At 72.9% G+C, this 11742-nt stretch carries 9 protein-coding genes; 1 reads left to right on the forward strand and 8 read right to left on the reverse strand.

All coding sequences use genetic code 11. The features are described from left to right. Positions 1-4: 4 nt before the first annotated feature. On the reverse strand, positions 5-1264 hold the full coding sequence (locus BZY54_RS15090) for a glycoside hydrolase family 10-like protein (RefSeq protein ID WP_086725701.1): 1260 nt from the start codon (positions 1262-1264) through the stop codon (positions 5-7). Between the two features lie 227 nt (positions 1265-1491). Between BZY54_RS15090 and BZY54_RS15095 the strand changes: the two genes are divergently transcribed. Beyond that, the gene (locus BZY54_RS15095; RefSeq protein WP_086725702.1) at positions 1492-2352 is read left to right on the forward strand and encodes a 3-hydroxybutyryl-CoA dehydrogenase; all 861 of its coding nucleotides are present in this window, start codon (positions 1492-1494) and stop codon (positions 2350-2352) included. An 84-nt stretch (positions 2353-2436) separates the two neighbouring features. Here BZY54_RS15095 and BZY54_RS15100 read toward each other — a convergent pair whose 3' ends face one another. The 7 genes from BZY54_RS15100 to BZY54_RS15130 all read right to left on the reverse strand — a co-directional run. Then, entirely contained in the window at positions 2437-2967 is a 531-nt protein-coding gene (locus BZY54_RS15100) for an NUDIX hydrolase (RefSeq protein WP_086725703.1), read from the reverse strand. A 93-nt stretch (positions 2968-3060) separates the two neighbouring features. Beyond that, complete coding sequence (locus BZY54_RS15105) at positions 3061-4401, reverse strand: NsdA family TPR-like regulatory protein (RefSeq protein ID WP_086725704.1); 1341 nt, start codon at positions 4399-4401, stop codon at positions 3061-3063. Positions 4402-4746: 345 nt separating this feature from the next. Further along, positions 4747-5661, reverse strand: a complete 915-nt coding sequence (locus BZY54_RS15110) for a PP2C family protein-serine/threonine phosphatase (RefSeq protein WP_425276281.1) — start codon at positions 5659-5661, stop codon at positions 4747-4749. Positions 5662-5861: 200 nt separating this feature from the next. Next, a complete protein-coding gene (pheT, locus tag BZY54_RS15115; protein ID WP_086725706.1) occupies positions 5862-8420 on the reverse strand; it encodes a phenylalanine--tRNA ligase subunit beta in 2559 nt (852 codons plus the stop codon). Further along, on the reverse strand, positions 8420-9538 hold the full coding sequence (gene pheS / locus BZY54_RS15120) for a phenylalanine--tRNA ligase subunit alpha (protein ID WP_086725707.1): 1119 nt from the start codon (positions 9536-9538) through the stop codon (positions 8420-8422). Before pheS ends, pheT begins: the two co-directional genes overlap by 1 nt. A gap of 160 nt (positions 9539-9698) precedes the next feature. Next, a complete protein-coding gene (locus BZY54_RS15125; protein WP_086725713.1) occupies positions 9699-10856 on the reverse strand; it encodes a sensor histidine kinase in 1158 nt (385 codons plus the stop codon). Positions 10857-10902: 46 nt separating this feature from the next. After that, a partial coding sequence (locus BZY54_RS15130) for a TrmH family RNA methyltransferase (protein WP_244217173.1) occupies positions 10903-11742 on the reverse strand: 840 nt, incomplete at its 5' end.

Here is an 11742-nt window from a genome sequence, read left to right on the forward strand (position 1 = left end):
CAGCTCAGCGCGGAGGGCTCGCCGGCTGCCGGTAGTGGTCGGCGACCACCCGTGCCATCGCCCCGGACGGGTCCGCGGCGACGTCCTTCGCCGCGAAGAACACGTGACCGCGCACCTCCGGGTACTTCTCGGCCAGGGCGAGATGGCGGGACAGCTCGTCAGGGTCCCGCCAGGCCTTGCCCTGTGCCGCGTCGCCCGCCTTGTACAGCGCCTCCCCCACGTACAGCCTGGTCCTACTGCCCCGCGCCACCCGAGCCCACCACGGCACCAGCGTGGCGTAGTCGGCGGCGGCCGTGCCGATCGCCCAGTACAGCTGCGGGACGATGTAGTCGATCCAGCCCTTCCTGACCCATGTGCGCGTGTCCGCGTACAGGTCGTCGTACGTCTCGACGCCCGCGCGCGTGTCCGAGCCGCGCGGGTCGGACGAGGCGTTGCGCCACACCCCGAAGGGGCTGATCCCGAACTCTGTGCCGGGCCGCAGCCGCCGGATGCCCTCCGCCGTCTCGCGGACGAGGCGGTCGATGTTGTCGCGCCGCCACGCGGCCCGGCTCGCGAAAGCCCCGCCGTGGCGGTCGTAGGCCGCGGCGTCGTCGAAGGACTGGCCGGCCACCGGGTAGGGGTAGAAGTAGTCGTCGAAGTGGACGCCGTCCACGGGATACCTCCGCACGGCGTCGAGCATCGCCTTCCGTACGAAGGCCCGGACCTCGGGCAGCCCCGGGTTGTAGTAGAGCTTGCCGCCGTACCGCACGACCCAGTCGGGGTGCCTGCGGGCCGGATGGGAGGCCACGAGCCGGGACGGATCGTCGTGCAGGGCGACCCGGTAGGGGTTGAACCAGGCGTGCAGCTTCAGGCCGCGCGCGTGCGCCTCCCCGACGGCCGTGCCGAGCGGGTCCCAGCCGGGGTTCCTGCCCTGGGTGCCGGTCAGCCACTGCGACCACGGTTCGTACGGCGAGGGCCACAGCGCGTCGGCGGTGGGACGCACCTGAAGGAACACCGTGTTGAGCCGCCGGCGCACCGCCGCGTCGAGCAGGGCGGTCAGCTCCGCGCGCTGCCGGGCCGCACCGAGCCCGGTGCGCGAGGGCCAGTCGCGGTTGTCCACGGTCGCCAGCCACATGCCCCGCATCTCGGCGGCGGCCCTGCGCGAGCGGCCGGTCCGCAGGGCGCCCGGCGGCTGGGGCGCGGCCGGTGCCGCGGCGGCCGCCTGCGTGATGGTCAGGGTCGACAGGGCGGCAACGGTGAACGCCCGTCGTGTCACTCGGCCCATCCGGGTTCCCCGTACGCCGTGGATCCGCGCCGTCACGGATCGTGTACCGGCCCAGCATGCACGACCCGGCCGGTCGATCATCGCTGCGACAGGGGTAACGTGCACGATCGGAGCAGGCGCCGCACACATGGTCCGCCTGACCCACGCCGTAGATCAGCGCCGGCGAGCGCGCCGTACCGGCTCAAGCGCTCCGGAGGCAAGCCGCGAACAAAACGGAAAGGGACGATGTGACCGACATCGAACGCGTCGGAGTGGTGGGCTGCGGCCAGATGGGCGCGGGGATCGCCGAGGTGTGCGCCCGGGCCGGCCTGGACGTGAAGGTCGCCGAGACCACCGGCGAGGCCCTGGAGATCGGCCGTACCCGGTTGTTCAACTCCCTGGCCAAGGCGGCCGAGCGCGGCAAGATGTCCGAGGAGGAGCGGGACGCGACGCAGGCGCGGCTGAGCTTCACCACGGACCTCGGCGAGTTCGCGGACCGCGACCTGGTCATCGAGGCCGTGGTGGAGAACGAGCAGGTCAAGACCGAGATCTTCCAGGTCCTGGACCAGGTGGTGACCCGGCCGGACGCGATCCTGGCCTCCAACACCTCCTCCATCCCGCTGGTGAAGCTGGCGGTCGCCACCGCACGGCCGGACCAGGTCATCGGCATCCACTTCTTCAACCCCGCCCCGGTGCAGAAGCTGGTCGAGCTGATCCCCGCGCTCACCACCTCCGAGGGCACGCTGAGCCGGGCGCAGCTGTTCACCGAGAAGGTGCTCGGCAAGCACGCGATCCGCGCCCAGGACCGCTCCGGCTTCGTGGTCAACGCCCTGCTGATCCCCTACCTGCTCTCCGCGATCCGGATGTTCGAGTCGGGCATCGCCAGCCGCGAGGACATCGACAACGGCATGGAGCTCGGCTGCGCCCACCCGATGGGCCCGCTGAAGCTGTCGGACCTGATCGGTCTGGACACGGTCGCCTCGGTGGCGCAGAGCATGTACGACGAGTACAAGGAACCGCTGTACGCCGCTCCCCCGCTGCTGCAGCGCATGGTCGACGCCGGCCGGCTCGGCCGCAAGAGCGGCTCCGGCTTCTACACCTACGGCTGACCGGCACCGCGTCGGTCTCCGGCCGCGACCCGGGCCCGGCACCACGTACTGCGGTGCCGGGCCCGGGTCGTTGTCGGTGCGGCGCTACTGGAGCCTGAGGTGGTGCAGGAGGAGTAACGCGGCGGCCATGTTGGCGGCCGGGACCTCGCCGCGGGCGACCATGTCGGGGACGAGCTTGAGCGGGACCCACTCGCGGCGGTCCGACTCGAAGTCGTCCACGGGGTGTCCGACGTACTCGCCCTCGTCCGACCAGTAGATGTGGTGCCGGGCGTCGGTGAGGCCGTTGGACGGCTCCACGCTCATGAGGTGGTGCAGGGGACCCGGCCGCCAGCCGGTCTCCTCCTCCAGTTCCCTGGCCGCGGCGCGGGCGACGTCCTCGCCGTCCTCGATGACGCCGGCGGCCAGTTCCCAGCCCCAGCTGTCGGTGATGAAGCGGTGGCGCCACAGCAGGAGGACCTCGTTGGCCTCGTTGACCACCGTGGCCACGGCGACGGGCCGCAGCCGTATCAGGAAGTGGTCGAGGTGCCGGCCGTCCGGCAGCTCGACATCCGCGAGGTTGACGGTGAACCAGCGGTTTGCGTACACAGTTTGTTCGTGCTGTTTCGTCCACTGCACGGTTCTGCCACCTTCCGTCGGGTCAGTGGCAATATCGCAGCCGGAGCGGCCGGGCAGCAGGCGCATGGTGCGCCACTTACGGCGCACGGACCGTCACAGGGGCACGCGCAGTGCCCCGTCGATGAGTTCGGCCGCCTCGGCGGTGCCGGCACAGCCGCTGCGCACCAGGTGCTCGCGCACCGCCCGCAGTCTGTCCCGCAGCCGCTGCGACTCCATCCCGCGGGCCTGCTCGGCCATCTGCACGGCGGTGACCACCGCCTTCTCGGCGTTGCCCCGGCGCAGCTCGATGGTGCTGAGCATGGCCAGCCGGTGCACCCGGCCGCGGTCGTGCGCGGGGTTGTCCACGGCGGCCGTGGCGTGCTCCTCGGCGGCGGCCAGCTCACCGAGGCTGAGCAGCGCCTCCGCCACCTGGACGTTGACCAGGCCCGGCTGGACATAGCCGGTCTCGTCGGGCTCGTATCCGCGCCGGATGCGTTCGGCGGCGGCCTCGGCACGACGGATGCAGGACAGCGCGCCCGTGCCGTCGCCGAGGTGGGCGTACGCCTTGGCCTGCATCGCGTACAGGTCGGAGGCGAGCGCGGGTGTGATGTGCTTGCCGGCGGCGCGCAGTGCCGCCTCGGCGAAGGCGACGGCCTGGCGGTACTCCCTCATGAACAGCGACTGGTTGACGAGCAGCGCTATGACGTAGGCCCCGAGTCCGCGGTCCCCGCTGGCCTTGGCGAGCCTGAGCGCCTGGTGGAAGTAGCGCTGGGCGAGGCCGTGCGCGTCCGAGTCGTAGGCGCAGATGCCCGCGATCGCCACCAACCCGCCGGTCGCCCGGTGCAGTTGTCGGCCGGTTGCATCGGTGTAGCTGCCGCGCAGCAGCGGCGCCGCCTGAGTGTTGAGAAAACCCACGATGCGACTGCGCGTCGCGACGCCGCCGGTCTTGCGGTACATCTGCTCGTAGTGCGTGCGGGCCGCGCGCAGCATCTCGATGTCGGCCGGGGTGACCCGGTGCCGGCCGCCCCGGGAGACGTCCACATCCTCCGGCGGGTTCTCCCACTCCCACACCGGCATCACCGCGGGCGTCCCCGTCACGGCGGGCGCGCCCAGCACGTGCGGGCGCTGCTGCTCGTCGGAGCGCCACAGGGCGGTGGCCCGTTCGACGAAGCCGGACAGCGAGGTGCCGTGCGGCGCGGACGGCTCGCCGGGCACGCCCAGACCGATGTCGTCGAGCGTGACGGGCCGGCGCAGCCGGGCGGCCAGCACCTCGCAGATCAGGTCGGGCACCTGGCCGCGTGGCCGCTGGCCCTTCAACCACCGGGCCACCGCCGTGTGTTCGTACCGGAGTGCGAGACCGCGCGCCCGTCCCGCCTGGTTGACGTGCGCGGCCAGGCCCGCGTGGGAGATGCCCGCCTCGTCCAGGATCGCGTCGAGCAGAGTGTTGGGCTGCATGTCCTGCCCCCCGGTGGCTCGGTGCCGACAGCGTAGTGCCTTCGGGTTCACACGGGGTGCGAACGGAGTGCGCGCATTCGTACCGTGCGCGCACTGTTGCGCAGCGTGGGCGGCCGGTTGACTGAGATGCCTCGTCAAGAGGCCGGCCGGGCCGCCGGCTCCCCCTCGTACAGTGCGGCGGCCCGCATCCGCACCGTCCGCTCCGCCGCCTGCCCGACACTCCGTGGTGGAGCGGACGGCTGCGCCGGGCTCCGCCGGTTCGCCCGGCGACTACGGGCTCGGCGCCTTCGGTTCTCGGTCGGCTGCCGGCCGGCCGAGGGCTGGGCGCGGTCCGCGGCGGAGCCGCTATCGGCAGAGCCCCGCGCCCCTTTCCGTACTCACCTGGCCCGAGACGCGCCGGTCGTTGTGGAGCACCAGGACCGCAACGTCGTCCGCGGGGCGCTGTTCCGTGTGCTGCAGGAGCCGCGTGAACACGGCGCGCAGGACGGCCTGTGGGGAGGGGGGACCCGCTCGGGTCGCCTCGGTCAGTACCGCTGCCAGCGGGAAGAAGCGGCCACCGGTGTCCCGGGCGTCCTCCACGCCGTCCGTGTAGAGGACCAGGGTCTCTCCCGGCAGCAGACGGCCGAGGTGTTCGCCGGGCACGTCGGACGGCAGCGGGAACGGGCCCAGTGGAGGCAGCGGGTCGGCCTCCGTCAGGGGCCGGGCGCCCCGGGTGTTCAGCCGGTACGGCCAGGGGTGGCCGCAGTTGAGGGCGTGCAGGGCGCCGTCGGCGGCGATCTCCAGGAGCAGCACGGTGACGAAGTGCTCGGCCGCCTGGGGGTCCGGCTCCCGCTCGCGCACATGGCGGGCCAGCACCCAGTCCAGGCGGCGCAGCACGCCCGTGAGATCCGCCTCGTCGTGCACGGCCTCGCGGAAGTCGTCGAGTACGGCGGCGACGGTCCCGCGGGCGGCGAGGCCGTGTCCTCGCACGTCGCCGATCACGACGCGTACGCCGTGCTCGGTGGCGATCACCTCGTACAGGTCGCCGCCGACGGCCGCGCCCCGGTCGGCGGGCAGCTGGGCCGCCGCCAGGTGCAGCCCGGCGACACGCGGCGGCAGCGGCCGCAGCAGCACGCTCCGCGCGGCCCCCGCGACGGCGCGGGCCTGCCGCAGCTCGCGCAGGAGCGCGCGCCGGGCATGGAGGACGAGGCCGGTGCCCACCGCGAGGAACGCGGCGCCCGGCCGCATCCGGCGCGGAGCCCCAGCCCTGATGCGGATCACGACGATGACCCCCAAACGGCGCCGACAGCGCGGACCGGCCCCGAAAGGCCGGTCCGATTCTGTCGACCGCACGCACCGCGGGGACAGGCTCGCCCGGAGTTCTCACCCGAACGAGTGAGCACTCTCCGACTCTGCATTTATGCAGGTCACAGCCGAGGGGCGGGCCCGGCGCACCGGACCCGCCCCTCGGCGGAACAGCCTCAGCTGCGCAGCACCGCCCCGGTCCGCTCGGCGGCCAGCGCCACCGCGGCATCCCGGGCAGCCGACGCCTCGTCGACCGTCAGCGTGCGGTCGGGGGCGCGGAAGCGCAGTGCGTACGCCAGCGACTTGCGGCCCTCGCCGAGCTGTTCGGCGTTCTCGTATACGTCGAACAGGCGGATGGCCTCCAGGAGTTCACCGGCGCCCTCGCGCAGCGCGGCCTCGACCTCGGCGGCCGGGACCGGCTTGTCGACGACGAGGGCGACGTCCTGCGTGGCCACGGGGAACGAGGAGATCCGCGGCGCGCGCACGATGCCGTCCCCGGCCCGCTGGATCAGGTCGAGGTCGACCTCCATGGCGCAGGTGCGCTCGGGCAGGTGCATCGCCTTCACCACGCGCGGGTGCAGCTCACCGGCATGGCCGACGAGGGTCCGCACGCCGTCCACCTCGGCATACAGCGCGGCGCACCGGCCGGGGTGCCACGGGGCGTGCTGGTCGGCCTGCACGGTCAGTTCCGTGCCCGCCTCACGGGCCACCAGGCGCGCCGCCTCGACGGCGTCGGCCCAGTCGCTCGGACGGCCCTTGCCCCACCAGCCGGCCTGCTCACGGGCGCCCGCGAGCACCACGGCGACCCGGCGGGGCTGGTGCGGCAGCGCGCTGTCGAGGGAGGCCAGCTCCTCGTCGGTGGGCCGGCGGTCGGCGGGCAGCCGGGCCGGGATCTCCTCCTGCCCGGTGGGCCGGAAGACCAGGCCGGTCTCGAACAGCGCCAGGTCGTGGCTGCCCCGTCCGTCGTTGCGGCGCAGCGCGCCGAGCAGGCCCGGCAGCAGCGTCGTACGCAGCGAGGGCTCCTCGTCGGAGAGCGGGTTGACGAGGGTGACCACGGTGCGGCGCGGGTCGTCGGCGTCCAGGTCGAGCTGGTCCAGCGCGGCCTCGCCGATGAACGGGTAGTTCAGCGCCTCGACGTATCCCGCGCCGGCCAGCGCGCGGCCGACGCGGCTGTGCAGCCGCTGCCGGTCGGTCAGGCCGTGCCCGGGCAGGGGCCTGGGCAGCGTGGAGGGCAGGTTCTCGTAGCCCTCCAGGCGGATGACCTCCTCGGCCAGGTCGTTCGGGTCGGTCAGGTCCGGCCGCCAGGACGGCGCGGTGACGATCAGCTCGTCCTGCCCGCCCGTCTCCCGGCCACCGCCCCGCAACGACGTGTTCCACGCGGCGGTGTTTCCCACGACGTCGCAGCCGATCTGCTGCAGTCGCCGTACGACCGTCTCGCGGCCGTAGGTGACGCCCGCGACCTTGTCCGGGTGGTCGGCCGGGATGGTGATGGTGCGCGGTGCGGAGGGCGCGACGATCTCGGTGACGCCCGCGTCGGCGGTGCCGCCGGCGAGGAGGACCAGCAGGTCGACGGTGCGCTGGGCGGCGGCGGAGGCGGCCTGCGGGTCGACGCCCCGCTCGAAGCGGCGGGAGGCCTCCGAGGACAGCTTGTGCCGGCGGGCGGTGCGCGCGACGGCGACCGGGTCGAAGTGAGCGGCCTCGATGACGACCTCGGTGGTGGTGCCCTCGGTGTCGTCGATCTCCGTGTGGGCGCCGCCCATGACGCCCGCCAGCCCGACGGGGCCGCGGTCGTCGGTGATGACCAGGTCCTCGGTGGACAGCGTGCGGGTGACGCCGTCGAGGGTGGTGATCTTCTCGCCCCGCTCGGCCCGGCGGACGCCGATGGCGCCCTCGATCCGGGAGCGGTCGTAGGCGTGCAGCGGCTGGCCCAGCTCCAGCATCACGTAGTTGGTGATGTCCACGGCGAGCGAGATCGGGCGCATGCCCGCCTTCTGCAGCCGGCGTTGCAGCCAGATCGGGGAGCGGGCCTCGGGGTCGAGGCCGGTCACGGTGCGGGCGGTGAAGCGGTCGCAGCCGAACGGGTCGGAGATCTGCACCGGGTGCCCGAAGGCGTTGGGCGCCGGAACGTCCAGCAGCGCCGGGTCGAGCAGCGGGCGGCCGTAGGCGATGGCGGCCTCGCGGGCGACGCCGCGCAGGGACAGGCAGTAGCCGCGGTCGGGCGTGACGGCGATGTCGAGGACCTCGTCGACGAGCTGGAGCAGCTCGATGGCGTCGGTGCCGACCTCGTGCTCGGGCGGCAGCACGATGATGCCGTGGCTGCCGTCGTCGCCCATGCCCAGCTCGTCGGCGGAGCAGATCATGCCGTGCGAGACCTTGCCGTAGGTCTTGCGCGCGGAGATCGAGAAGCCGCCGGGCAGCACGGCGCCGGGCAGGACCACGACGACCTTGTCCCCGACGGAGAAGTTGCGGGCGCCGCAGACGATCTCCTGCGGCTCGCCGGTGCCGTTGGCCTGGCCGACGTCGACGGTGCAGAAGCGGATCGGCTTCTTGAAGCCCTCCAGCTCCTCGATGGTGAGCACCTGGCCGACGACGAGCGGCCCCTTGAGGTCGGCGCCGAGCTGTTCGACGGTCTCGACCTCGAGGCCGGCCGAAATGAGCTTGGCCTGGACGTCGCGCCCGGTCTCCGTCGCCGGCAGGTCGACGTACTCCCGCAGCCAAGAAAGCGGGACCCGCATCAGATCTCCATCCCGAACGGCCGGGTGAACCGGACGTCACCCTCGACCATGTCTCGCATGTCTTCGACGTTGTGGCGGAACATCAGCATCCGCTCGATGCCGAACCCGAAGGCGAATCCGCTGTACTTCTCCGGGTCGACGCCGCAGGCGGTGAGCACCCGCGGGTTGACCATGCCGCAGCCGCCCAGCTCGATCCAGCCTTCGCTGGAGCAGGTGCGGCAGGGCCGGTCGGGGTCGCCGACGGACGCGCCCTTGCAGACGTAGCAGAGCATGTCCATCTCGGCGGACGGCTCGGTGAACGGGAAGTAGTTCGGGCGCAGCCGGGTCTTCATGTCGGCGCCGAAGAGCGACTGGACCATGTGGTCCAGGGTGCCCTTGAGGTCCGCCATGGTCAGGCCCTCGTCGACGGCGAGCAGCTCGATCTGGTGGAAGACCGGGGTGTGCGTCGCGTCGAGCTCGTCCGTGCGGTAGACGCGGCCGGGGCAGACCACGTAGACCGGCGGCTCGCGGTGGAGCAGGGAGCGGATCTGCACCGGCGAGGTGTGGGTGCGCAGCACGACACCGCTGTCCTCGCCCTTGCCCGCCTCGATGAAGAACGTGTCCTGCATGGTGCGGGCCGGGTGGTCGGGCGCGATGTTGAGCGCGTCGAAGTTGAACCACTCGGCCTCGACCTCGGGGCCCTCGGCGACCTCGTACCCCATGGACACGAAGACGTCCGCGACCCGCTCCATCATGGTGGTCAGCGGGTGCCGGGCGCCGGCCGGTACGCGGTCGTAGGGCAGCGTGACGTCGACGGCCTCCTCGACGAGCACGCGGGCGTCCCGCTCGGCCTCCAGCTCGGTCTGGCGGGCGGCGAGCGCCTTGTTCACCGCACCGCGGGCCATGCCGACGCGCTTGCCTGCGTCGGCCTTGGCATGCGGGGGCAGGGCGCCGATCTCGCGGTTGGCGAGGGCCAGCGGGGAGGCGGGGCCGGTGTGGGCGACCTTGGCCTCGTGGAGCGCGTCGAGGGAGTCCGCGGCTGCGAAGGCGGCGAGCGCCTCGTCCCGCATGCGCTCGATCTCTTCCGGTTTCAACGTCTCGACCTCGACAGGGTCGTACGACTTATTGGGTGCCGACATCTCTTCCCGTGCTTCCGATTGGCTGGCTGACGGTCCCCGTCACCGACTCGTGGACATTCCGTCTCCAGTGGTGGGACACAAAGGTGCCAAAAGCCGAGTCTAACGGGGCTGGGGAAAGCGGATGCGCCCGTGGGTCCTCGGCCGGTGCCGGGCGGCACGCCTAGAGCAGGTGTGCCGGGGTGCCCACGGGCAGGGTAAATCGGAACCGGGCGCCGCCGCCGACGGCGCGGCCGACCGTGATGGTCCCGCCGTGGGCCTCGACGATGCCCTTGACGATGTAGAGCCCGAGGCCGGTGCCGCCGCGCTTGCTGCCCCGCCAGAAGCGGGTGAAGACGCGGTTCATGGACTCCTCCGGAATGCCGGGCCCCTCGTCGCTCACCGTGACCGACGTGGCGGTGTTCTCGATGTTCTCGGCTTCGTCCCCCTCGCGCGGGGACGACGCGGCTGTGATGTCGATGGTGACGGTTCCCTCGCCGTGCCGCACCGCATTTTCGATGAGGTTGCTCAGCACCTGGTCGATCTTGTCCGGGTCGGCCCACAGCTCGGGCAGCGGCTGCTCCGTACGGACCAGGAAGCGGTCGGCGGGCTGGCCGGCGGCGACGTAGGCCTGGACGTGCCGGCCGACCGCGGCTCCCATGTCGACGAGTTGACGGCGCACCTCCAGACGGCCGGAGTCGATGCGGGAGATGTCGAGCAGCTCGGCGATGAGCCGGGTGACGCGGTCGGCGTCGGCGTCGACGGTCTCCAGCATCAGCCGCTTCTGGTCGTCGGTGAACCTCTCCCACTTGGCGAGCAGCGTGGCGGTGAAGCCCTTGACGGAGGTCAGCGGGGAGCGCAGCTCGTGCGCCACGGTGGCGATCAGCTCGGCGTGGCTGCGCTCCGTGCGGCGGCGGGCCTCGGTGTCCCGCAGGGAGACGACCACGCGGCGGACGGGACCGGTGGGGCGGGCCCGGACGTACCTGGCCGACACGAGGACTTCCCGGCCCCCGTGCAGCAGGAGGTTGCGCTCGGGCTGGCCCACGCGGGTGGCGAGACCGCCGTAGGGGTCGGTCAGCTGCCACCAGCGGCGCCCTTCCAGGTCCTCCAGGGGCAGGGCCTTCTCCAGGCGCTGCCCGAGGGCTTCCTCGGCGGGGACGGCGGTGATGCGGGCGGCGGCGACGTTGAAGCAGATCACCCGGCCGTGTTCGTCGGCGACGACCAGCCCGTCCGGCAGGTCGTCGGGGTCGATGCCGAGTCCGGTGGGATCCCCGGCGGTCCGGGGCGCGGGCAGCCGTGGCGCCTCGCGCCTGCCCGGTGCGCCGCTCGTGCCGACACTCATCCCCGTCATCCCACCCTTCCCACTGTGGGCCCCCGAGCTGGTCAGCCTACTGGCTCCGGGTGACGGAGCGGCATCCCCCGGGGGCGCGCTGTGCACGGGCCGAGGCGTAGAGACAGACGGCGGCGGCGGTCGCGAGGTTCAGGCTCTCGGCCTTTCCGTGGATCGGGACGCGGACGACGGCGTCGGCGAGGGCCCGGGTCTCCTCCGGCAGCCCCCATGCCTCGTTGCCGAACACCCAGGCGGTGGGCCCGCCCATGGTGCCCTTGTCGAGCTCGTCGTCGAGGTCCTGCTCGCCCGCGCCGTCGGCGGCGAGGATGCGCACCCCGGCGTCCTTGAGCCCGGCGACCGCCTGCTCGACGGGGACGCCCACGGCGACCGGCAGGTGGAAGAGCGAGCCGACGGAGGCTCGCACGGCCTTGGGGTTGTACAGGTCCACGGAGGCGTCGGTGAGGACCACCGCGTCGGCTCCGGCGGCGTCGGCGCAGCGCAGGACGGTGCCCGCGTTGCCGGGGTCGCGCACGTGGGCGAGGACGGCGACGAGGCGGGGGCGGGCGGTGAGGATCTCCTCGAACGGCGTGTCGAGGAACCGGCAGACCCCGACGAGACCCTGCGGGGTGACGGTGGTGGAGATGTCGGCGATGACCTCGTCGGCGGCGAGGTGGATCCGGGCGCCGGCGTCGCGGGCCTCGCCCACGATGTCGGCGTACCGCTCGGCGGCGTCGAGGGTCGCGAACAGCTCGACGAGGGTGGCTCCGCCGCTCCCGGCACCGGCCGTCCGGTGCGCGGCGGCCTCCCGCACGGCCTGCGGGCCCTCGGCGAGGAACAGCCGCTCCTTCCCCCGGAAGTTCCGCCTGGCGAGCCGCCGGGCGGAACTTCCGGGGGAAGG

The sequence above is a fragment of the Streptomyces carpinensis genome (assembly GCF_002154505.1).
GTDB classification, from domain to species: domain Bacteria; phylum Actinomycetota; class Actinomycetes; order Streptomycetales; family Streptomycetaceae; genus Streptomyces; species Streptomyces carpinensis.

Excerpts from the sequence above, each read along its gene's own strand:
- pheS (WP_086725707.1), bottom strand. The coding sequence starts at position 9,538 with ATGTCGGCACCCAATAAGTCGTACGACCCTGTCGAGGTCGAGACGTTG.
- BZY54_RS15105 (WP_086725704.1), bottom strand. The coding sequence starts at position 4,401 with ATGCAGCCCAACACTCTGCTCGACGCGATCCTGGACGAGGCGGGCATC.
- BZY54_RS15125 (WP_086725713.1), bottom strand. The coding sequence starts at position 10,856 with ATGAGTGTCGGCACGAGCGGCGCACCGGGCAGGCGCGAGGCGCCACGG.
- pheT (WP_086725706.1), bottom strand. The coding sequence starts at position 8,420 with ATGCGGGTCCCGCTTTCTTGGCTGCGGGAGTACGTCGACCTGCCGGCG.
- BZY54_RS15090 (WP_086725701.1), bottom strand. The coding sequence starts at position 1,264 with ATGGGCCGAGTGACACGACGGGCGTTCACCGTTGCCGCCCTGTCGACC.